Origin of the sequence: Bradyrhizobium sp. Mp27, assembly GCF_029953005.1 — a bacterium.
In the GTDB taxonomy this organism is placed as follows: domain Bacteria; phylum Pseudomonadota; class Alphaproteobacteria; order Rhizobiales; family Xanthobacteraceae; genus Bradyrhizobium; species Bradyrhizobium barranii.
Window position 1 is genome coordinate 16,037 of the sequence record NZ_JASAUS010000091.1, and the last position, 21,487, is coordinate 37,523.

At 63.2% G+C, this 21,487-nt stretch carries 21 protein-coding genes and 3 pseudogenes; 12 read left to right on the forward strand and 12 right to left on the reverse strand.

What is annotated here, in order from left to right:
• Window positions 1-7 precede the first annotated feature (7 nt).
• The 4 genes from QJT78_RS33300 (at window position 8) to QJT78_RS33315 (ending at window position 4,108) form a co-directional block, all read left to right on the forward strand.
• On the forward strand, window positions 8-1,201 hold the full coding sequence (locus QJT78_RS33300) for a CaiB/BaiF CoA-transferase family protein (protein ID WP_038944189.1): 1,194 nt from the start codon (window positions 8-10) through the stop codon (window positions 1,199-1,201).
• Window positions 1,202-1,349: 148 nt separating this feature from the next.
• Window positions 1,350-2,138: a hydroxymethylglutaryl-CoA lyase gene (locus tag QJT78_RS33305; RefSeq protein ID WP_312016864.1), complete on the forward strand. Its 789-nt coding sequence runs from the start codon at window positions 1,350-1,352 to the stop codon at window positions 2,136-2,138.
• 39 nt (window positions 2,139-2,177) lie between these two features.
• Window positions 2,178-3,512, forward strand: a complete 1,335-nt coding sequence (locus tag QJT78_RS33310; RefSeq protein ID WP_038944190.1) for an MFS transporter — start codon at window positions 2,178-2,180, stop codon at window positions 3,510-3,512.
• Window positions 3,513-3,634: 122 nt separating this feature from the next.
• Window positions 3,635-4,108: a VOC family protein gene (locus QJT78_RS33315; protein ID WP_028152348.1), complete on the forward strand. Its 474-nt coding sequence runs from the start codon at window positions 3,635-3,637 to the stop codon at window positions 4,106-4,108.
• Window positions 4,109-4,120: 12 nt separating this feature from the next.
• On the opposite strand, the gene QJT78_RS33320 is transcribed toward QJT78_RS33315, so the two are convergent.
• The 4 genes from QJT78_RS33320 to QJT78_RS33335 form a co-directional block, all read right to left on the reverse strand.
• A complete protein-coding gene (locus QJT78_RS33320; protein ID WP_038944191.1) occupies window positions 4,121-4,705 on the reverse strand; it encodes a CAP domain-containing protein in 585 nt (194 codons plus the stop codon).
• A gap of 70 nt (window positions 4,706-4,775) precedes the next feature.
• Window positions 4,776-5,870: a serine/threonine protein kinase gene (locus QJT78_RS33325; protein WP_028152350.1), complete on the reverse strand. Its 1,095-nt coding sequence runs from the start codon at window positions 5,868-5,870 to the stop codon at window positions 4,776-4,778.
• A 7-nt stretch (window positions 5,871-5,877) separates the two neighbouring features.
• The gene (gene trmFO, locus QJT78_RS33330) at window positions 5,878-7,305 is read right to left on the reverse strand and encodes a methylenetetrahydrofolate--tRNA-(uracil(54)-C(5))-methyltransferase (FADH(2)-oxidizing) TrmFO (RefSeq protein WP_038944192.1); all 1,428 of its coding nucleotides are present in this window, start codon (window positions 7,303-7,305) and stop codon (window positions 5,878-5,880) included.
• 126 nt (window positions 7,306-7,431) lie between these two features.
• The gene (locus QJT78_RS33335) at window positions 7,432-7,584 is read right to left on the reverse strand and encodes a DUF1127 domain-containing protein (protein ID WP_007590701.1); all 153 of its coding nucleotides are present in this window, start codon (window positions 7,582-7,584) and stop codon (window positions 7,432-7,434) included.
• A 640-nt stretch (window positions 7,585-8,224) separates the two neighbouring features.
• Here QJT78_RS33335 and QJT78_RS33340 point away from each other — a divergent pair.
• The gene (locus tag QJT78_RS33340) at window positions 8,225-8,551 is read left to right on the forward strand and encodes a hypothetical protein (protein WP_028152352.1); all 327 of its coding nucleotides are present in this window, start codon (window positions 8,225-8,227) and stop codon (window positions 8,549-8,551) included.
• 66 nt (window positions 8,552-8,617) lie between these two features.
• On the opposite strand, the gene QJT78_RS33345 is transcribed toward QJT78_RS33340, so the two are convergent.
• Together QJT78_RS33345 and QJT78_RS33350 are read right to left on the reverse strand one after the other, a co-directional pair.
• Window positions 8,618-9,442 carry a lytic murein transglycosylase gene (locus QJT78_RS33345; protein ID WP_028152353.1) on the reverse strand — a complete coding sequence of 275 codons (825 nt, stop codon included), beginning with the start codon at window positions 9,440-9,442 and terminating at the stop codon, window positions 8,618-8,620.
• A gap of 135 nt (window positions 9,443-9,577) precedes the next feature.
• Window positions 9,578-10,486: a DUF2189 domain-containing protein gene (locus tag QJT78_RS33350; RefSeq protein ID WP_028152354.1), complete on the reverse strand. Its 909-nt coding sequence runs from the start codon at window positions 10,484-10,486 to the stop codon at window positions 9,578-9,580.
• A 332-nt stretch (window positions 10,487-10,818) separates the two neighbouring features.
• On the opposite strand from QJT78_RS33350, the gene QJT78_RS33355 reads away from it, so the two are divergent.
• Complete coding sequence (locus QJT78_RS33355; RefSeq protein WP_028152355.1) at window positions 10,819-11,217, forward strand: DUF3597 domain-containing protein; 399 nt, start codon at window positions 10,819-10,821, stop codon at window positions 11,215-11,217.
• 56 nt (window positions 11,218-11,273) lie between these two features.
• Here QJT78_RS33355 and QJT78_RS33360 read toward each other — a convergent pair whose 3' ends face one another.
• Window positions 11,274-11,543: a GNAT family N-acetyltransferase gene (locus QJT78_RS33360; RefSeq protein ID WP_028152356.1), complete on the reverse strand. Its 270-nt coding sequence runs from the start codon at window positions 11,541-11,543 to the stop codon at window positions 11,274-11,276.
• A gap of 104 nt (window positions 11,544-11,647) precedes the next feature.
• On the opposite strand from QJT78_RS33360, the gene QJT78_RS33365 reads away from it, so the two are divergent.
• Both QJT78_RS33365 and QJT78_RS33370 read left to right on the forward strand, forming a co-directional pair.
• Complete coding sequence (locus QJT78_RS33365; RefSeq protein ID WP_028152357.1) at window positions 11,648-12,595, forward strand: tetratricopeptide repeat protein; 948 nt, start codon at window positions 11,648-11,650, stop codon at window positions 12,593-12,595.
• A 127-nt stretch (window positions 12,596-12,722) separates the two neighbouring features.
• Window positions 12,723-13,166: an SPW repeat protein gene (locus QJT78_RS33370; protein WP_348652401.1), complete on the forward strand. Its 444-nt coding sequence runs from the start codon at window positions 12,723-12,725 to the stop codon at window positions 13,164-13,166.
• 49 nt (window positions 13,167-13,215) lie between these two features.
• Here the strand turns inward: QJT78_RS33370 and QJT78_RS33375 are convergent, their stop codons facing one another.
• The 3 genes and pseudogenes from QJT78_RS33375 to QJT78_RS33385 form a co-directional block, all read right to left on the reverse strand.
• Window positions 13,216-13,491 (reverse strand): GNAT family N-acetyltransferase, encoded by a 276-nt coding sequence (locus QJT78_RS33375; protein ID WP_028152359.1) that lies wholly within the window; start codon window positions 13,489-13,491, stop codon window positions 13,216-13,218.
• An 11-nt stretch (window positions 13,492-13,502) separates the two neighbouring features.
• Window positions 13,503-14,017: pseudogene (locus QJT78_RS33380) on the reverse strand (DUF3828 domain-containing protein).
• A gap of 92 nt (window positions 14,018-14,109) precedes the next feature.
• Entirely contained in the window at window positions 14,110-14,472 is a 363-nt protein-coding gene (locus QJT78_RS33385) for a hypothetical protein (RefSeq protein WP_028152360.1), read from the reverse strand.
• Window positions 14,473-14,658: 186 nt separating this feature from the next.
• Here QJT78_RS33385 and QJT78_RS33390 point away from each other — a divergent pair, with 186 nt between their 5' ends.
• The 3 genes from QJT78_RS33390 to QJT78_RS33400 all read left to right on the forward strand — a co-directional run bounded on the left by QJT78_RS33390 (window position 14,659) and on the right by QJT78_RS33400 (window position 17,646).
• Window positions 14,659-15,063, forward strand: a complete 405-nt coding sequence (locus tag QJT78_RS33390) for a hypothetical protein (RefSeq protein WP_281460419.1) — start codon at window positions 14,659-14,661, stop codon at window positions 15,061-15,063.
• A gap of 105 nt (window positions 15,064-15,168) precedes the next feature.
• Entirely contained in the window at window positions 15,169-16,776 is a 1,608-nt protein-coding gene (locus QJT78_RS33395) for an acyl-CoA synthetase (RefSeq protein WP_028152362.1), read from the forward strand.
• A 9-nt stretch (window positions 16,777-16,785) separates the two neighbouring features.
• On the forward strand, window positions 16,786-17,646 hold the full coding sequence (locus QJT78_RS33400; protein ID WP_028152363.1) for a DUF296 domain-containing protein: 861 nt from the start codon (window positions 16,786-16,788) through the stop codon (window positions 17,644-17,646).
• A 16-nt stretch (window positions 17,647-17,662) separates the two neighbouring features.
• Here QJT78_RS33400 and QJT78_RS33405 read toward each other — a convergent pair.
• Window positions 17,663-19,730: pseudogene (locus tag QJT78_RS33405) on the reverse strand (DUF1217 domain-containing protein).
• A 243-nt stretch (window positions 19,731-19,973) separates the two neighbouring features.
• Between QJT78_RS33405 and QJT78_RS33410 the strand changes: the two are divergent.
• Window positions 19,974-20,741, forward strand: coding sequence for an AAA family ATPase (locus QJT78_RS33410; protein WP_028152365.1), 768 nt, complete (start codon window positions 19,974-19,976; stop codon window positions 20,739-20,741).
• A 494-nt stretch (window positions 20,742-21,235) separates the two neighbouring features.
• On the opposite strand, the pseudogene QJT78_RS33415 reads toward QJT78_RS33410, so the two are convergent.
• Window positions 21,236-21,487 (reverse strand): annotated as a pseudogene (locus QJT78_RS33415) (IS110 family transposase); the annotation flags it as partial.

Sequence of the window (21,487 nt, forward strand, 5' to 3'; positions counted from 1 at the left end):
GCCAGACGTGAACGGACCATTATCCGGAATACGAGTCGTCGAACTCGGAACTTTGATCGCGGCACCATTTGCCGCACGGCTCTTTGCTGAGTTCGGCGCCGAGGTCATCAAGATCGAGCAGCCGGGCAGCGGGGATCCGTTGCGGAGGTGGCGCAAGCTGCATCAGGGCACCTCGCTCTGGTGGTACCTGCAATCGCGCAACAAGAAGTCGATCGCGATCGACCTGAAATCGCCTGACGGCCGCGACGTCGCGCTGCGGCTGGCCGCGCAAGCCGATGTCGTGATCGAGAATTTCAAGCCAGGGAGCCTCGAGAAGCTCGGCCTCGGCTGGGACGTGCTCTCAAAGCTCAATCCAGATCTGACACTGGTCCGCATCTCCGGCTACGGGCAGACCGGCCCTTACCGCGATCGTTCCGGGTTCGGCGCGATCGGCGAAGCTATGGGCGGGCTGCGCTTCACCACCGGCGATCCCGACAGCCCGCCGGCGCGGGTCGGCATCAGCATCGGGGACAGCCTTGCGTCGCTTCATGGTGTGATCGGCGCGCTGATGTCGCTGCTTCGTGTCAAGACGGGGCAGGGGCGAGGGCAGGTGGTCGACGTCTCGCTCTATGAGAGCGTGTTCAACCTGATGGAGAGTCTCGTCCCCGAATATGACCTCATGGGTCATGTCAGGACCCGCACCGGCGGCGCCCTGCCGGGCATCAGTCCATCCAATACATATCCAAGCTCCGACGGGCGCCATGTCGTGATCGCCGGCAACAGCGACGCGATCTTCAAGCGCTTGATGCTGGTCATCGGGCGGCCGGACCTTGCCGACGATCCGGCCCTTGCCAGCAATGACGGACGTGTCCGCAGCAACGCCTTGCTCGATGCTGCCATCACGGCATGGACCTCGGGGCGAACGATGGACGAGATCCTCGCGCGTCTCGATGCGGCCGACGTTCCCGCGGGCCGGATCTATTCCGTCGCCGATATTGTCGACGACCCCCATTACGCTGCCCGCGACATGATCCTGCCGACAGAGCTGCCGGGCGACGTCACCGTAAAGATGCCGGGCATCGCGCCAAAGCTCTCCGACACCCCGGGCGCGGTCAAATGGCCTGGCCCCACGCTGGGACAGCACACCGACGAGGTGCTCGCGGGCCTCGGCCTGCAGGCAGGCGATATCGCGCAGCTGCGCCGCAGCGCAGCGGTGCAATGACGGCAACGCCACCGGACATCCTGATCCAGGAGGTCGCTCCGCGCGACGGCCTTCAGATCGAAGCGAAATGGGTCGAAACCAGCGAAAAAATCCGGCTGATCAATTCGCTCTCTGCGATCGGCTCAGCCGCATCGAGGTCTCGTCGTTCGTGTCAGCGGCGGCCGTGCCGTCGCTGCGAGACGCCGCGGACGTCTTCGGCGGCATCGAGCGGCGGCCCGGCACGGTCTATACGGCACTGATCCCGAACCGGAAGGGTTCCGAGCTGGCGCTGGCCGCACGCGCCGACGAGCTCAATTTCGTGATGTCGGCGAGCGAGACGCACAACCGCGCCAACATGAACATGACGCATGCGGTGTCGCTGGCGTCGCTCAGCGAGATCGTGAAGCCGGCCCACGCAGGCGGCGCGTTGGTCAACGCGACGGTTGCGACCGCGTTCGGCTGTCCGTTCGAAGGCCTGCAGCCTCTCGAGAAGGTGCTCGATATCGTCAAGCGCTATCTCGATCTCGGGGTCGATGGTGTCACGCTCGCCGATACCACGGGCATGGCCAATCCCAATCAGGTCTCGCAGCTGGTGGCAGAGGTCTTGATGCTGGTCCCTGCGGACATGCTCACGCTTCACTTCCACAACACGCGCGGTCTTGGGCTGGTTAACGTCCTCGCTGCCTATGACAGCGGCGCGCGCCGCTTTGACGCCGCACTGGGCGGCCTCGGCGGATGTCCATTTGCGCCGGGCGCCACCGGCAATGTCTGTACCGAAGACCTCGTCAATCTCTGCCACGAGACGGGCTTGCGAACCGGTCTCGATCTGCAGCGCTTGATCGATCTCTCGTTCCGGTTGCCTGGACTGGTCGGACATGAGGTGCCGGGACAGGTCGCCAAGGCCGGCCGTCCCCTCGATCTGCACCCCATACCCGAGCGGCTGCGACGCTCGGGCTGAGCGGCCACGATCAAAATTCAAAACACATTGGAGGAAACCATGACGATTGCCACGGCGGCGACTGCCGACCTCGATACTGGACTCACAGAGCATCAGGTCATCAAGAAGATTGCGTGGCGGCTGATGCCGCTGATCATCGTCTGCTACTTCTTTGCGTTCTTCGACCGCGTCAACATCAGCTTCGCCAAGGCTGCGCTCCAGGCCGATCTCGGCCTCAGCAACACCGCCTACGGATTTGGCGCCAGCCTGTTCGTCGTTGGTTACGTCCTGCTGGAAGTGCCGAGCAACATGCTGCTCTATCGCTTCGGCGCGCGGCGCTGGATCGCCCGCATCATGATTTCCTGGGGGCTGGCGACGGCGGCGATGGTCTTCGTTCATAGCGAGTGGCAGTTCTATGCGCTGCGCTTCGTGATCGGCGCCATGGAGGCGGGATTTGCGCCCGGCATTCTCTATTACCTGACACTCTGGTTTCCAAAATCGCATCGCGGCCGCATGACGTCCGTGTTCTTTCTCGCCACTGCATTCTCGGGGATCATCGGCGCGCCGATCTCGGGTCTCATCCTCAACTATCTGAACGGGCTGCACGGTCTGGCCGGTTGGCAATGGCTGTTTCTGGCCGGCGGCATTCCCTGCGTTGCGCTTGGTTTCGTCGTGCTGCTGCGCTTCGACGACGGGATCGAGCAGGCCGAATGGTTGAGCGACGACGAGCGCCGGTTGATCTCGGTTCAGCTGGACCGCCAGAAGAGCGAGATCGGCGAGCATTCGGCATGGCGCTCGCTGCTCATGCCCGGCGTGCTGCTGCTCGGATTCATCTACTTTCTGATCCAGATCGCGTCCTACGGCCTCAATTTCTGGGCGCCTGACCTGATCAAGGCGGCCGGCGGAGGCAGTGCAGCCGCGATCGGTTTCCTGACCGCCGTACCCTATATCTGCGGCGCGATCTGCATGATCGTCGTAGGCCGATTGTCGGATGCATCGGGCGAGCGCCCAAAATTTGTCGCAGCCTTGATTCTGACCGCGGCCGTGGGCTTCTTCGCGTCCGGTGCATTTGACAGGAATGTCGTCACGCTGGTTGGCGCGCTTGCCATTCTTGGTGCCGGCGTGGTTGCGGCCATTCCGACATTCTGGACGCTGCCTCCGAAAATTCTCACCGGTGCGGGGGCGGCGAGCGGGATCGCGCTCATCAACACGCTGGGGCAGGTCGGCGGCATCGTCAGCCCGGTCATGGTTGGCTCGGTCAAGGATGTGACCGGCAGCACGACACCCGCGCTCTATGTCATTGGCGGCTTGTGCGTGCTTTGTGCGTTGCTGCTGCTGACGGTGCTTCCGCGAGACCTGAAAGCCAGGGACGTGGCGGAACCCCGGGTTGCATAGGCCGCGGCATTGGCGCGCCTTGGTGAGGCGCATTCAAGAGGGTATCTAGGCGAAAGACATCACACCGCCGTCCATTCTCAATGGATGGCGGTGTGATGGCCTGGAACCGAAGGGGACGCGCAATGGCGAAGAACACGATTTGCCTCTGGTACGACAAGGACGCCGAGGCGGCCGCCCGCTTCTATGCCGAGACGTTCCCCGACAGCGCAGTGAGCGCCATTCACCGCGCGCCCAGCGACTACCCGTCGGGCAAGGCCGGCGACGTGCTCACCGTCGAGTTCACCGTGGCCGGTGTCGCCTGTCTCGGCCTCAACGGCGGTCCGATCTTCAAGCACAACGAGGCCTTCTCGTTCCAGATCGCGACCGACGATCAGGAGGAGACCGACCGCTACTGGAACGCCGTCATCGGCAATGGCGGGCAGGAGAGCGCGTGCGGCTGGTGCAAGGACAGATGGGGCATCTCCTGGCAGATCACGCCGCGGGTGTTGACCGAGGCACTGGCGGCCGGCGGTGCCGAGGCAAAGCGCGCCTTCGATGCGATGATGGGGATGACGAAGATCGATGTCGCCGCGATCGAGGCCGCCCGCCGCGGCTGAAACTATCTCGGCTCAGATGCAGAGGCCGAGCAGCTTGACGTGGCAGTTGCTGGTTTTGGGCTTGCTGGCGGGCGCGGCCTCGCGCTTCACGGCAACCAGCGGCTCCTCGTCCTTCTTGCCTTTACCTTTGCCCTTGCCCTTCGGCTCGTAGTCGCCCGCGATCACCATGGCCCAATAGGTTCGCTTGCCGCTGGCATTCTTGGCGCTCGCGATACCGACGCGGGAGGCGTTGTGCAGCAGCAGGTTCTTGCGATGCCCGGACGAGTCGATCCACTGTCCCAGCGTCTTCTCGAAATTGTCGTAGCCGTAGGCGATGTTCTCGGCTGCGCGGCCCGCGCCGGCCGGTGCGACGCGCCGGTTGAACGGGCCGAGCGCGTCGTGGCTAAGGTCGTCCTTCGCCGCCATCGCGCGGGCCTGGTCCATGGCGATGCGGTCAAGGGTTGAATCGCGGACGACGCGGACTTCGCCGTTCTTGAGGCGAAAGCCGGAGATCAGCTCGGCCGGGGATTCGGCCATCGCGGGCGCAGCTGCGAGCAGCAGAAGGCCAGCTATCACGCCGCCAACCACACGATGCATCATCATCCCCCGAATGCCCATGACCCGCCGCCCGAATGATCCGATCGGTTCTCTATCGCCAATGTGGACGCTTCAAGGCGCGAGCAGCCCGTCAGCTCGCCGGCAGGTCCGCCTCGAAATTGAAGCGGTCGCGCAGGTTTTTCCGCTGTTCCAGGATGTCCTTGAGGAAGGCGCGGTCCTGGTCGTTCTTCATCATCGGCTCGATCAGGTCGAGCTGGTTCATGGCGACCAGCTGCAGGATCTCGGTCCGCGGCTTGCCGCTGGTATCGCGGGGCAGCGCGTGGACGACCTGGATGTGCTCCGGCGGCTTGGGACCCTTGGCGGCCGAAAGTTCGCTGCGAAGCTCGCCTTCAAGCGTGGCCTGATCGGCCTCGACGAAGGCATAGAGCCCGACGCCGGAGCGGCGGTCGGCGAAGGCGACGATAGCGGTGTCGCGCACGGCCGGGTTCTTGCGGATCAGCTCGGCCAGCACCGGCGCGTCGTTGACCAGGCGGCGGCCGCCGCCCTCGCGGTCGGTGAAGTTGAACAGGCCGCGCGTGATCGCGCGATAGACCTTCTTGCCGGTCGCGAGCCACAGGCTGGCGGCGAATGATTTTTTCGCCAGGATTTTTCGCTCGCGAGGCGTCAGCGCCTCGGGTGCATAGGAGCGCTTGTGCTTGAGCAGATGCCGCAGGTCCTCGTAGGCGAGGATGCGGTAGAGCCGGCCACGTCGGTTGAAGCAGGCCGCGAGCTGGAAGTCGGTCACGTAGGCGCGGCCGTCGCGGCCGACAAGCCAATTCTGCTCCTTGGCGAGATCGTTGTGGCAGATGCCGGCGCGGCGCAGCCGGCGTAGCGCCGCCTTGGCCGAGCGGAAATAGGCGAGGTCGCCATGCGGCTTGGCGAGATGCAGCGCGACGCCGTCCACGAAGCCGCGGACTAGCGCGCGGCGTCCGGCCCAGAGTAGCTCAGGGCCGACATTCAGCCCCTTGGCGAGGGCCAGCGCATGCTTCTCGCGGGCGAACAGATGACGCGCCAGCACGAAGGACCACCACGGCACTTCGTCGAGCCGGCGCAGCACGGCGTCGACCTCGCCGCTGTCACCGCGGAAGCGGCCGCGCTCGACGGTCGAGAACACGTCGCGCTTGAGCAGCACGCCCTCGGTCCAGCGCGCCGACAGTGTCACGGCGTCGTCTTTGGGAAGACTCATCGAAAACTCACGCGGCTGCGGCGATGCGCAGGTGATCGGCGATCCAGCGATCGAGATCGGCGAGCGCCAGCGCGCTCATCGCCTGCTTCTTGGCCACCGTCTTCTCGTTGCCGCGCAGGCGGCTGCCGTCGGGTTTCTTCGTCGGCGCGCTCGCGAGCGGTGGGAACAGGCCGAAATTGATGTTCATCGGCTGGAACGAGCGCGTACCGGGCTCAATGGTCTCGATATGGCCGCCGGTGATGTGACCGAGCAGCGATCCCAGTGCCGTCGTGGCAGGCGGGCTCGCCAGTGTTTCGCCGCGCGCATCCGCTGCCGCATAGAGACCGGCGATCAGGCCGACGCTGGCGGATTCCACATAGCCCTCGCAGCCGGTCATCTGACCGGCGAAGCGCAGCCGCGGCTGCGCGCGTAGGCGCAGCTGGCCGTCGAGCAGCTTTGGCGAATTGAGGAAGGTGTTGCGATGCAGGCCGCCGAGGCGGGCGAATTCGGCCTTCTCCAGCCCCGGAATGCTGCGGAAGATGCGTTGCTGCTCGCCGTATTTCAGCTTCGTCTGGAATCCGACGATGTTGTAGAGCGTGCCGAGCTTGTTGTCCTGGCGCAGCTGCACGATCGCGTAGGCCTTCGTGGTGGGATCGTGCGGATTGGTGAGGCCGACCGGCTTCATCGGGCCGTGGCGCAACGTCTCGGGGCCGCGCTCCGCCATCACCTCGATCGGCAGGCAGCCGTCGAAATAGGGCGTGTTGGTCTCCCATTGCTTGAACTCGGTCTTCTCGCCAGCGATCAGCGCGGCGACAAAGCCGTCATACTGCTCCTTGGTCATGGGGCAGTTGATGTAGTCGGCACCGGTGCCGCCGGGACCGACCTTGTCATAGCGCGACTGGAACCAAGCCACCGACATGTCGATGGACTCCCGATGCACGATCGGCGCGATCGCGTCGAAGAAAGCGAGCGCGTTCTCGTCGGTGAGCTCGCGAATGGCGTCGGCAAGTGGCGCGGAGGTGAGGGGCCCAGTCGCAACGATGACGTTGCTCCAGTCGGCCGGCGGCAGGCCTGAAACTTCGCCGCGGGCGATCTCGATCAGGGGGTGGTCGTTGAGCGCCTTGGTGACGGCCGCCGAAAAACCGTCGCGGTCGACCGCGAGTGCGCCGCCGGCGGGCACCTGGTTGGCGTCGGCCGCGCGCATGATCAGCGAGCCGAGCCGGCGCATTTCGGCGTGCAGCAGGCCAACGGCGTTGTTGGCGGCGTCGTCCGAGCGGAACGAATTGGAGCAGACGAGCTCGGCGAGCCCATCGGTGCGGTGCGCCTCGGTCATGCGGTCCGGCCGCATCTCGTGCAGCACCACGGGCACGCCGGATTTGGCGACCTGCCAGGCGGCTTCGGAACCGGCAAGGCCAGCGCCGATCACGTGGACAATGTTGGATTGGGGTCCTGTCATGGGGCGGACAGGTAGCGCTTTTCGGCGGTCAGTGGAATCGCCGAGATGGAGTTTTCTGCCATCAGAAACGACAACGCCCGCACGAGGCGGGCGCTATCGGTTCGTCCGGTGAAGGGCTGAACGAAATCAGCCCTGGTACTGACCGGCGGCAACGCGCGGGATGTCCGAGCGATCGAGGCCGATGTCGGCCAGTTCGCGATCGCTGAGCTGGGACAGCTCGGCAACATTGCGCTGATAGTCCCGGAAAGCCTGGATCATGCGGATGAGCGAGAGCAGCATTGGTAGTCTCCTGTAGTTCGATTCAGCCCTTGCCCGAGCCTCATCGTTGAAATGAATATAGGTGAGAGTGGTGCAGTGCGAAAGTTCCAATGTTGCGATGCAGCTAAGCGCGAGGTGCATAGCGGTGATAACGGACGATTAACCCGGGAGCACTCTCGCCCAATGGGTAGGCGAAATAGGGAATGCTTTGCCATAAATCACCGTGAATTCACGGGTTTACTGCAAACAATCTCGTTACCGATGAAATGGAAATAGGTAGGGTTCCAACTGTTCTCAAGGCGATCAGTCAGCGTCTGTACCCAAGTCTCGCATGCGCGAATCGCATGATAGCGGAACTGTAGAGATGAATATAAATTCATTCATATGAAAGATACCACGCGACCGGATCCCGCCGATCCGACTCGCTCAGGGCTGGCGGATCACCAGGCGACCGGGCATGGAGCCTGCCGAAACTCACCCTGCCTCGTTTCAGACTGCAGCCGCCTCCTTGGTGCGGTGCACACACGCCGAACGTGTGGCGTTCATTACAAGGGTGTAATGAAAATCGGAAATTTCGCATGGTGCCTCTGCGCCGCGCGCAACATCACGCAATTCTCGCGAGAAATTTATTGCGGCAAGTTGCCGCGCCCGGAGGAAAGTCATGTCGCAGATTCTGGCAATGTCGCTGGTTCTGTCACAAGAACAAGAGAAGGAAAGTAACATCATGACGAAGTTACTCGGGGTTATCGCAATTGCCGCCGTCGCGTTCGCCGTCGCGCCGGCCCAGGCTGCCAAGCACGCCATGGGCGGCTGCAGCTCGGCCAACCTGGAGAAGACGGAGACCGCGATCGAGAACATGGCCGACGGCGACAGCAAGTTCGTGGCGCAGAAGGAGATCGCGGCTGCGCAGGACGCGTTGCTCAACGGCAAAATGGGTGTGTGCGGCGCGCACCTGAACAAGGCGATGAACGCCACCATGGGTAAGTAAACGCACCAAGAGAGGGCCGATCGCCGGGCGATCGGCCCTACGCGTCCTGTCGGGCGCTATTTATATTTAAGGGGCGCGTGCGAGCTGGGTCGCGAAAGAGGCGACGGTCTTGGAGTAGACTTCGCTCTTGTTCCACTGCTGCAATACCGCAAAATTCGGACTGCCCGGCTGCCAATCCTTGCCGCGCTGCCAGCCGTAGCCGGCGAGATAATTGGCGGTGGAGGCGAGCACATCGGGCGCGTTGTGCAAGAGGTCGCGCTTGCCATTGCCGTCGAAATCGACGGCGTATTTCATCCAGGACGACGGCATGAACTGGGTCTGGCCGAGCTCGCCGGCCCATGCGCCCTTCATGTCGGCGGGGGCGAGATCGCCGCGCTGGACGATGCGCAGCGCATCCAAGAGCTCGGCACGAAACTGCTCGGAGCGGCGGCAATCATAGGCCAGCGTTGCCAGCGAGCGGATGGTGGCGAACTTGCCGGTGTTGACGCCGAAATCGGTCTCGAGACCCCAGATCGCGACCAGCACCTCGCCCGGCACGCCGTAGGTCTGTTCGATGCGGGACAGCACCGAGCCGTACTGCTTCATCATGTTGGAGCCGCGCTGCATGCGCGGCGGCACCATGCGGCCGGAGAACTCCTCGAAGGTCTGGGTGAAGACTTTTTGCGAGCGGTCCCGGTTGAGCACGCTCTGATCGAGCGTCACGCCGGCAAGCCCGGCGGCAACGGCCTGCTGCGAGACGCCCTTGGCGGTGGCGTCGGCTTTGAAGTCCGCGAGCCAGGCGTCGAAATTGCCTGAGCCGCAGGCAACAGCGGCGAGGGCTGGCTGGGCGGTTAGGATTGACGCGGAGAGGGCGAGGGCTGCGAGAGCGAGACGAGAAATCGTCGGGGTCATCAGATGAAATGGATTCCGTGAAGTGATCTGACCGGCGGGCGCAATTTCGATTGTAACCGCGGCCAAAGCAAGGCGTATGACAGCACGGAATCCTGCCCGAGCCGAGCCCGGGCAGGATCTCATGTCACGATACCGTCAGGCGTCCGTCCGATTGCGCCAGGGGAAGAGATTGGCGGGGAAGTCGGCGGCCGACTTGCGCGGGCGATGCGGCGGGGGCGGCACCGGACGTGCACCGAGCTCCGAGACGATCACCTTGCGGTAGAGGTGCCAGGTGGCATGGCCGAGCAGGGGGATCACCACGGCAAGGCCAAGGAACGCCGGAATCGTTCCGAGCGCCAGCAGCAGCGCCACGATCAGGCCCCAGGCCGCCATCGGCACCGGGTTCTTGGCGACGACGCGCAGCGACGTCACCATCGCCTCGAACGCGCCGGCATGGCGGTCGAGCATCAAGGGGAACGACACGGCGCTGATGCAGAGCGCGGCAAGCGCAAACAGGAAGCCGGTGCCGCAGCCGACCACGATCAGCCACCAGCCCTGCTGGGTCGTCAGCACGCGCGTCATGAAATCAGAGATCCCGGTCGCGCCCTCATAGCCGAACGCCGCGACATAGATCGCCTGAGCGGTCGCAACCCAGGTCACGAACAGAGCGAGCAGCAGGGTGCCGAGACCGAGCATGGCGCCGAACGAAGGCGAGCGCAGCACCTCCATGGCATCCCAGGCGCTGGCTTCCTCATAACGTTCGCGCCGGCTGGAGAGCTCATAGAGACCGAGCGCGGCGAACGGGCCGATCAGCGCGAAGCCTGCGGCCAGCGGGAACAACAGCGGCAGCACCGAATGGCCCATCACCACGCGGGCGAGCACGAGGCCCAGGACTGGATAGATCACGCAGAGGATGATGGCGTGGCTCGGCACCGCCTTGAAATCTTCCCAGCCGCGCCTGAGCGCGTCGTGCAGATCGGACAGTTGGATGGTTCGGATCACCGGTCCAGCCGCATCCGCGGTCTGGGCCACAGTGGGGACATTGCCCTCGTAGAGTGTGGCCATGGTCGCTAGCTCCCTTGCCATGCAGCCGAATTCGGCGCCGACAACGGCGCAAGCGGCCGCTTTTCTGAGTTTCGCGATTCCGTCCAGACGCGAATTCCGGACGTCATCGCGAGCTGAGGGTGGAGCGTACGCCCATTTCCGAGTCCTGTCTCACACGCTTGGTTGAGATTCGATGCCGCACCGCAACCTCAACGATGTCATTCGGTCGTCATTTCGCCGCAGATAAGCTGATGCTGGTTGTCGGTTCGCAGAACTTCGCGGGCGCAACGCCGTAACTTCGTCTATAAGTGCCACTCAAGGCCCTTCCAACGGATCCTTTTCGGGGAGAAGACATGAGCATTTTCGGGAAAATCATGGGCGCGATCTTCGGCAGCCATCCGGCTTCCGCCGCGCCCGCAGGTAGCGCACCCTCGGGTAGCGCGCCCGCCAGCGCCGCGCCGGGCGGATCGGCGCCTGCTGCCGCGCCGATGGCAACCGTGGACGTTGCGGCCATCGTCGACAAGCTGGTCGCTGCCCAGAAGGAGAAGCTGGAATGGCGCACCTCGATCGTCGACCTCATGAAGGCGCTCGACATCGACTCCAGCCTTGCCGCGCGTAAGGACCTCGCCAAGGAGCTCGGCTACAGCGGCGACATGAACGACTCGGCGAGCATGAACGTCTGGCTGCACAAGCAGGTGATGTCCAAGCTCGCCGCCAATGGCGGAAAGCTGCCGCCGGAGATCAAGCACTGACCGATTGCTCGGTCGTAAGCCAAGGGGGCCCGCGATCTCGCGGGCCCCTTTTGCATTCAAGCGACGAGGTCTGCTTCCTCCGGATGCCTGTCGAGATAATCGACGACGAAGCCGCAGCCGGCGATCACCTTCTTGCCGTCGCGGCGGATCAAGTCCAGCGCGCCCTTGATCAGCTCGGATGCAATGCCGCGGCCGCGTAGCGCGCGCGGCGTCTCGGTATGGGTGATGATCACGGCCGACGGCGTCAGCCGGTAATTGGCGAAGGCGATTTCGTTGCCCGCATCGAGCTCGAAGCGACTCCTGTCCTTGTTGTCCCGTACCGCCATGCCAGATCCCTTCGAAGCGCTGCGTGTGCTCTGATCTAGGCGCCTGAACCGGCCCTTGCCAAGGTGCGACCAAGGGAGGTTGCCGCAGGGGAGATATCCGGAAAATGCGTGTCCCGCTCAGCCTCATGGCGCTGCTTGCGGCGCTCGCCTCGACCGCGCCGGTATCGGCTGCGGCCGAAGGCGGTCCGGCCTTTGAGGCCTGCGTCGGGCTGGCCACCACGCCGGACGAGCGCATCAAAGCCTGCTCGACCGTGATCGATACCGGGAGTGAGAGCGGGCAGCGGCTTGCCGGCGCCTATTGCAATCGCGGCCATGGGCTCACCGAGAAACGCGAGCTCGATGCCGCGCTGTCCGATCTCGACGAGGCGGTCCGGCTCGATTCCGGCTATGCCTGCGCCTACAACAATCGCGGCCGCGTCTACAGCTTCAAGCGCGACTATGATCGTGCCATCGCCGAATACGACAAGGCCATCAAGCTCGATCCGTCGCTGGCGCTGGCCTACAGCAACCGCGGCGAGTCCCGTTTCAACAAGGGCGACCTCGACGGTGCCATTGCCGATTTCGACGCGGCGATCGAGCGCGATCCCAACTATGTCACCGCCTACGCCAAGCGCGGCTTCGTCTACGCCCGCAAGCACGATACGTCGCATGCGCTCGCCGACTACAGCATGCGGATCAAGCTTGCACCGGATCTGATTGCCTATATCGACCGCGGCAACGTCTACCGCGACAGCGAGCAGCTCGATCGGGCCGCCGCCGACTACGGCGAGGCGATCCGCGTCGCGCCGACCGACGCACGCGGCTGGCGCAATCGCGGCATGATTCGGCTCTATCGGGGCGACAACAAGGGCGGCCTCGCCGACTACGACAAGGCGCTGCAATACGATCCCACCGATGTGTTCTCCTGGAACAACCGCGGCCAGGCCAGGCTGCGCCTCGGCGACAGGCAGGGCGCGATTGCCGATTTCCGGAAGGCGCTGGAGTTGCGTCCAGGCCTGCCGTCCGCCCATGATGCACTGCAGAAGCTCGGGGCGCTCACGCGCGAGCCATAATTGGCTCGCTGTTTCGCTTGCAAAAAAGCTGGTCAGTCTTGCAATCGTGCGCCCGGTTCCCCACGTCTTTTTTTACAGGACATACGCCCGAATGCGGCCGGCAGGGTCGCTAGACATTCGGAGTGTCATGATTGCCAGCCGCCGACGTATGCCTCTTTTGGAGGAGGGTACGATGTCGGACTTTAGTTTCTTCAAGACTCATCGAACGTGGGAAGATTGGTGCGGGATGCTGCTCGGCGCGCTGATTGTCGCGTCGCCGTGGTTCCCCATCCAGGATCACGAGCCGGTCATCGAACGCCAGGTGATGGTCCTGAACACAGTCGCGATCGGCCTCGTCGTATTCGGCCTCAGCCAGCTTGAATATGTCGCGTTGCAGCGCTGGCAGGAGGTGGCGACGATCCTGGTCGGGCTCTGGCTCATCGTCTCGCCCTATGTGTTCGGTTATTCCGGCGAAGGTTTTCTCCGGATCTACCATACGAGTCTGGGAGCGGTGGCGGTGATCCTCGGCGTGCTCCAGCTGTGGCAGGACTGGGATCTGAGTGACCAGGATATGCTGAAGCATGGGCAGTAGGCGGTAGATTTGAGCAGGCCCGCCGCGCGCTCGGTGAGCCTGCGCTCGCTTAACTCTTCACTAAATCCGCATACTCCGGATGTTTCTCGATCCACGCCTTCACGAACGGACATTGCGGGATCAGTTTCAAGCCGGCCGCGCGGACCTGGTCGAGCGCGCCTTGCACCAGCTTCGAGCCGACGCCCTTGCCGCCGAGCTCCTTCGGCACGTCGGTATGCTCGAAGGTGATGACGTTGCCGTCGAGCTTGTAGTGTTCAGTCGCGAGATGGCCCTCCACCTCCAGCTCGAAGCGATGATCGGCCTTGTTATCGATGACGTCGCTCATGGTGTCTCCCGTCAGGTCTTCAACGAGTCCGTCAGCATCTTGCGGATCGACCAGGCCTCGCCGTCGGACGAGCCCTTGATGTCGTCGATCCGCCAGCTGTTCGCCTCGCGCACGAAGTCATAACGCACGATCTGGTCGGCGGGTTTGCGGTCGTTGCGGTGTCCGGTGATGGTCACCGCGATCGTCGCCTTGTCGGCCTCCACCTTCTCCGCGTCAACCTTGAACGACTTCACGTCCGATTCCTGCGAGTTGGTGACGGGATCGAAATCAACCGGCCAACGTCGCCCTTCGGCGTATGCGCATCCGCCTTGGCCCACAGCGCGACCAGCGCCCTCGAGAGATATTTTGTTTTGGCCGCCTTGTTCTTGATGACGAAGGCGCCGCCGCCATCGCCTTTGCCCTTGGCTGCGCGTGTGTAGATGGCGGTCAGGATCGCGACGGGGTCGCTGGAGGCTGGCATCACGGCGAATGCCGGGGAGGCAGTGGCAAGCAGAGAGGCGGCGACGAAGGTCCGACGGGTGAGCATGAAATGTCCCTGAGATAATGACGTGCGACCGCAGGGCCGGAGCGGCCGGCGTCAGCGCGTATCTCTGTAGACCGATGGAGCGGCCGCTCGGTTCAATCGGTCGCTTTGGCGAGCCTGGAATCTTCAGATTGCGGCTGCGGGCGGAGGCAACCCTGGCAGATGACGAGGGAGCGGGTGACCTTGGCGTCCTGCTCGGCCTCGATGCCGTCCTGGGCCTGCCACCACTCCTTCGAATAGGGCTGAAGTCCGGCTTGCGACCTGCTGCGCTCGGAGACGGCGTCGGCGCGGGTGGCACGCGGAGCCCCGGAACGTGGCTGGTTGGGATCCTCGCCGGCGCCGTCCCAGGCATAGCGCGCAGGCTTGAAGGCGGGGTCGGCGGAGAGGTGCGCCTGAGGCGCCACGGCACATCCGGCGAGCGCCAGCGACAACAGGAGGAAGGCGGGCGCTTTGACCATGATGCGGCACTCTGTACGCGAGAACTGGCTGAGGTTGCGCCGATCATGTTTAAAATTCCCTGAACGGTCGCGGCTGCGCTGGCGACAAACGCGAATGCGATATCTGATCCTCCTGCTCACACTGCTCGCCACCGCTGCGCGCGCCGACGATGCCAGACCGTTCAATCCGGCGGATTATCCGCCGGCGTGCAGAAGGCGTTGCGCTACGCCAATGAGGAATGCGTCAGCCAGGATGGTAGCCTGGTGACCTTCACGCCGGACACCGTGCGCAAGATCGATCTGACCGGCGACGGCCGCGAGGACTACATCGTCGATTTCCGCGACACCAAATGCGGGGAGCGCGAGACCACCTATTGCGGAACCGGCGGCTGCGTCATGAACGTCCTGGTGACTCTGCCCGATGGCAGCGTGCGCCCCGTGTTCGACGGCTATGTCCGCAGCTACAGGATTTTGCCGCCGCCGATGAAGCGTGGCGCGGCGCGCACCATTCGCTTCGATCTGCACGGCAGCTATTGCGGCGGTTTCGGTGCGCAGGCCTGCTGGAAGGAGAAGGCCATCACGGCGACGCCGTTTGCGTTCAGGCAGCCGTAGGGCAGGTGCGCGACCGGCGGCCTTGCTACGCCGCGTTCGATGGCGATAAATGGGCTGCAAGGAGCGGGCGGCTCGTGCGCCGTCTGCCGTCGAAGAGGAAGCCCGATGCAGCCCCTGCGCATGTCCCGCCGCGTCATGAATCTCGCTCACATGCTGACCCAGAATGCGCGGCGGCATGGGTCACGTCCCGGTTTCGTCTGGGGGGACAAATCCTGGACCTGGCGCGAGATCGATGCGCAGGTCTCGGCGCTGGCCGCCGCGCTCGCCGCGCGCGGCATCGCCAAGGGCGACCGCATCCTCGTCCATTCCAAGAACGGCGACGAGATGTTCTTCTCGATGTTCGCCGCGTTCCGGCTCGGTGCGGTCTGGGTGCCCACCAATTTCCGCCTGATGCCGGATGAGGTCACCTATCTCGCGCAGGCCTCCGGCGCGAAGGCATTCCTGTGCCACGTCGATTTTCCCGAGCACGCTGCAGCCGTGAAGGGCGGCGCGCTGGAGTTCACCTGGAGCGTCGACGGCAAGGGCTCGTTCGGCGAGCGCTCGGTGGCGGAAGCCATCGCCTCGCAGGCCGGTGCAAGCGTTGCGAACGTCGCCGTCGAGCACGACGATCCCTGCTGGTTCTTCTTCACCTCCGGCACCACCGGCCGCTCCAAGGCCGCGGTGCTGACCCACGGCCAGATGGGCTTTGTCGTCACCAACCATCTCGCCGATCTCACCCCCGGCGTCACGGAAGCGGATGCGTCGCTGGTGGTGGCGCCGCTGTCGCATGGCGCCGGCGTACACCAGCTGGTGCAGACCGCCCGCGGCGTGTGCACCGTGCTGCTGCCGACGGAGAAATTCGACATCGACGAGGCGTTCCGCCTGATCGAGGCGCATCGGGTCAGCAACCTCTTCACGGTGCCGACAATCCTGAAGATGATGGTCGAGCACCCCGCCGCCGACAAATACGATCATTCGTCGCTGCGTCACGTGATCTATGCCGGCGCGCCGATGTACCGCGAGGACCAGAAGGCCGCGCTGAAGAAGCTCGGCAAGGTCATCGTGCAGTATTTCGGCCTCGGCGAGGTCACCGGCAACATCACCGTGCTACCGGCGGCGCTGCATGATCCCGAGGACGGGCCCTATGCGAAGATCGGCACCTGCGGCTTCGAGCGCACGGCCATGCAGGTCTCGATCCAGGACGACGAGGGCCGCGAGCTGGCCGCCAACCAGAGTGGCGAGATCTGCGTGATCGGGCCTGCCGTGCTGGCCGGCTACTACGACAACCCCGAGGCCAATGCGAAGGCGTTCCGCGACGGCTGGTTCCGCACCGGCGACCTCGGCCACATGGACGAGGAGGGGTTTATCTACATCACGGGACGCGCCTCCGACATGTACATCTCCGGGGGCTCCAACATCTATCCGCGCGAGATCGAGGAGAAGATCTTGACGCATCCCGCGGTCGGCGAGGTCGCCGTGCTCGGCGTGCCCGATGCGACCTGGGGCGAGGTTGGCGTCGCCGTCTGCGTCGCGCGCGAAGGCGAGACACCGGTGAGCGAAGCCGAGATGGCGGCGTTCCTCCTGCCGAAGGTGCCGCGCTACAAGATGCCGAAGCGGTTCTTCTTCTGGGAGGCGTTGCCGAAGTCCGGCTATGGCAAGATCCCGAAGCGCATGGTGCGCGATGAGCTCGAGGCGCGCGGACTGCTCGATCTCGACAACAAGCAGGCGGGCTGAGCATACGCGATGCGAAGTATCAAGCAGCCGGGCGCGCCTGTCGCCGAACGCATCCAATGGGTCGAGGCGAGGGGGCGCGCGTTCTCGTTCAGGTTCGAAGCGGGTCTGCCGCTGCTCGAAGCCGCGCGGCGTGGTTTTGCGGCGGAGGGGTTTGCCAGTGGCGTGCTGAATTTTGGCAGCGCTGCGCTCGGACCATTCGCATATGTGATGCCGGCGCTGTCGAAGACAGGTGAGAACGCAGCGTTCTACAGCGACACTTCTCGCCCCAGCGGCGTGACGCGGACGAAACTCGGCAGCATGACGCTCGGTATGCGCGATGGCGCCCCGTTCTTTCATTGCCACGGGCTCTGGACGGAGGCGGACGGCAAGGCAAGCGGCGGCCACATGCTGCCGGACGAGACGGTTGTCGCCGAGCCGTTCGAGGTCGAAGCGTTCGGCATCGACGGTGCGATGTTCACCGCGGAGCCCGATCCCGAGACCAATTTCAAGCTGTTCGGGCCGGTGTCCGCTGCGAGCACCGGCGCGCGTACGACAAGCCGCGCCTTCGCGCTGCGGCTGCGGCCCAACCAGGATTTTGCCGGCTGCCTCGAAGCGTTCTGCCGCGCGCATGGCATCGCGCGCGCGAAGATTCATGGCGGCGTCGGCTCGACCATCGGCGCGCGCTTCACCCATGGCGGGGTAACCGAGCCGTTCGCGACCGAGCTCGCCGTGACAGCGGGGACGATCGTACAGGGCAGTTCGGGCGCACCGGAGGCGGCGCTCGACGTTGCCCTGATCGACTACACTGGCGGCATTGCGGAGGGCCGTCTGATCCGCGGGGATAATCCCGTGCTGATGACCATGGAGCTGGTGCTCGAGGTGTTGGGATAGTATCGGCGAGCGATCATCAGTGAGCACGCAGCTTGGCGATGGCCAAGAACGTGGATTCGCTTATCCCTGATATGCCTGAGCTCGATCCTTGAAAGAGGTTGAGCAAGGGAGATTGACCCTGGTCGATGCTCTGGCTGTTTCTGACGTCATACATGGCGGAGAACCGGCTCAACAGTTTTGCGACCTTCGCCGGATCGGAAAGATCCTTGATCTTCATGAATTTGTCCACGACCTTGGCTTGCTGATCGATCTGCATCGAGGCCATCGAGTCAGGCAAATCGAAGGTGGTCCTGAACACCTCCGAAAGAGCCTTGTCGGCAAGGATGTCGTATGCTGACGTGATTTCTCCCGCCTTTCGCTGGAAATAGAGCGCAAGGCGTACGCCGGGATTCGTATCCCCCTGCTGCTGCTCCAGGCTTTGCTGGAGATAGTTCGCCTGTGTTTCCCGGAACTGATCTCTCTTCTGAGGACCCATCATCGGGAGGCGCGCGACGTTACCCTTGCTGTCGAAGTTGAACGACGCCACGATTTCGGCAAAGCGAGGATCGCTCTGCGTGTTCGCGAAGCTCTTTGGGTTGTTCAGGTCGGAGCTGAAGATCTTCTTGAGAAAATCGGTGCTGACCTTCTTAGGGTCCAAACCCTTGGCCATGAGAATGAAATCGACCATCGGCCTGTTTGCGAGAAGGTCGGAAACGCTGTCGATGCCTGCGATGGCCTCTTGATAAGCCGTCGCATCTTTCGTGGCTTGTGCCCGGACGGCTGTCTGCTGCTGAGGGCTTGCCTGTTTCAGCGCTGCAATGACGTAGCTCTTCGCAATCTCGACGACTTGAGCCGAGTCCTGAGCCACCAAGGGGGTCGTCAGATTGCCTTTTGCATCGAAGTTGAAAGCGTGTGCGAGCTGTACGTACCGGTTGTCCTTGAGGGTATAGACGAAGCTCTTGGGGTCACTGAGGTCGCTTTCGAGGACAGCCTTGATCGTGGCCTGCGAGACCCCCTTGGGATCGAGGCCGACGGCGCCCAGCGCAAAATCATACACGGCTGGTGTTGATACGAACGCCTGGACTGAATTGATCTTGAGGATGGCCGTTCTGAATTGCCTGGCTGCAAAGGCTTCGTTAAGCGGGCTTGCTGCCGAATAGACGGCGGACTTGCTGTCGTCGAACCGCGTTTTCGTGATCGCGACATTTGCAGCAGTCTGGGCGGATACACCTGACGGAAGCGACCCGTCGGAGGAGAACTCGAACGCGCCGGCCAGGTCTACAAACCCGCCAATCGTCGAGATCTGGTCGCCGAGGCTGGAAATGCTTTTCGAATATGACTCCAGGTGACTTTTTTCGACCAGGATCTGGATGTTCAACTGGGCCACGTCGGCGCCCGGTTGCGATAGTTGGGCCTTGTAATCGGTTATCTTTAAATCAGCGGCGCTGGCATCCGATTTGGCTTGAGCAAGCTGGGCGTTGAGGCCGGTCAACTGAGAAGCGAAGGTGGTGTTGACGTAGCTGTTGGGATCGGATGGATCGCTGCGCAAGACTTGGCTTATCGTGTCGCGCGGCCACTTGCTTTCATCGATCCCATATGCCGAATAGACATAGTTGCGAAGACGGTCGTTGTTCAGGAGCTGGTCTGCACTGCTGACGTTGCCGATTTCGGCGCTGTAGTATTTCGAGTCGTCGGCAAGTGCATCGACCTGGCTCTTCTTGGTCGCCGTGTACAGATCAATCATCTCATCGATCTGGTTCTCCGATTGCGCAACCGGCGTCGCACCGCCATTGAAGGAGAATGCCGCGGCAAACTCCTGGTAACGCTTGTCGACCAGCTTGTTGACGAAACTCCTTGAGTCGGAGAGGTCGCTCTCCAACACCTTCTTCATGAAAGCCTTGGCGTAGGCCATGTCTTCCAGGCCATATGCCTTCATCGCATAATGATATAGGCGATAGTCCTTCATGAAATCGTCGACGGTCTTTGCCGATGTTGGCTTTGTAGTAAGCCTCCTCGCGCGCGACATCGGTTTGCTGTTCGACCCGCGCCAGAGACTGCTTGAGATTGCGCGTGATGTAGCTGTAACTGAAATACGTCGATACCATCGCGCACTCCTCGCGGCTTTACGGTCCCGGACGTCCGTCAATCATTGCCGGGGTCGCGAGGTGGGAGCCGGCCTCATGCCGGCAACTGTCTCGTAGCTACGTTTTCTTAATTCGCACCCGGGTGGCGGATGGCGGGTTTGTTTCAATTTGTTTCCATTTGTTTCTCAGACGCAGCTTTCGTGAGGATTGTGTTCCTGATATGTTCTCATCAAAAGTTGGGTCGGAACGGGCTGGAAGCCGGGCATGAGCCGAAGAAGCAATCGCACGATCAACCTGCCGGCGCCGTATCTGAAGCGGGTCTGGCTCGATCCGTCGCAAGTTCACGATCGCGCGGCCTATCCGTTTTGCCTGCCCATCTTTCCGGATGATTTCGAGCTCAACTTCGACGCCGCCATCACGATCATCGTCGGAGAGAATGGCACCGGGAAATCGACGATCCTCGAGGGGATCGCAGCGCTTGCCGGCTACGACGATGCCGGTGGAGGCAAAGGCTATATGCCCGTCGACCATTCCGAAGCGCGGGAGAAGATTGGCGGCCAGCTTTCCAGGGCCTTGCGCGCAAGCTGGCTGCCGAAGATCACCAACGGCTGGTTTTTTCGTGCCGAGAGTTTTTTCTCGGTGGCGCGATATCTCGACAAGGCCGCACGTGATGCCGGCCAGGCCGGGCCCGACTTCCTGTCGCATTCCCATGGCGAAGGTTTTTTGCGCTTCTTCGAGGAGCGCTGCCAGCGCCAGGGCATCTTCATCTTCGACGAGCCGGAATCGGCGCTGTCGCCGGCGCGTCAGATCGAATTCCTGAAGCTCTTGCGACGCATGGACGATTCCCGCATCTGCCAGATCATCATGGCCACCCATGCGCCTCTGCTGATGGCCTATCCAAACGCGAGACTGTTGCGGTTGGGCAAATACGGCCTGGAGCCGACGACGGTGGAGCAAACCGATCATTACCGGGTGATGCGCGAATTCTGTGACGATCCGCGCGGGTTCGTGGAGGCGACACTGGCGGAGTAGGCGAGGGCGCTCTCACGGCACTCGCTTTTCTCGTGTCCCGGACGCGCTGCAGCGCGTAGCGGTGCGGCGCAGAGCCGGGATCGAGGAAGCCGCGGCACTCGCTGATGCATGGGCCCCGGCTCTGCAGCACACCGCCGCACTGGACGATGCTGCGCATCGCCAGGGAAGCGCTGCGCTGCGTCCGGGGCACGAGAGCTGAATTCATCTCGCATCCTATCCAGATTGCAGATGTGGACGGCCCCCCGCTTGTCAGGATTATAGCAGACTTCTGGCCAGATCGCTTGCTATCAGATGTCCGGCCTGTTTGCGCGGACAAAGCCCGCTGGCCAAGATGGTGTTCGCTACGCACGCTCCAAGCACATAGGCGACATTCGTGATGCCAGTGTAATCTACGGAAGCTCGCGCGTATCGACCGATCGGTCCTTCCATCTACTGCGTCCTGCAAGTTCGTGGGTTATCCGGCGAGCAATCTCGACCGGTACACCGAGTTCAGATCAGATGGGCATGGCGGCTACCGGCCGGTTGTACACGCCACCCGATATCATCAAGCGCCAGGCGATACGGGCGAACTTGTTGGCTAAGGCCACCGCGACCAACTTCGGCGGCTTTCGCTCCAGCAGCGAAGTGAGCCAGGGTGTCGGCTTATGACGGCCCTTTCGAATGTGCCTCAGCAGCGCGGTCGCGCCGACAATCAACGTCGATCGGAGCATTGAATCTCCGGCCTTTGTGATACCGCCATATCGTTG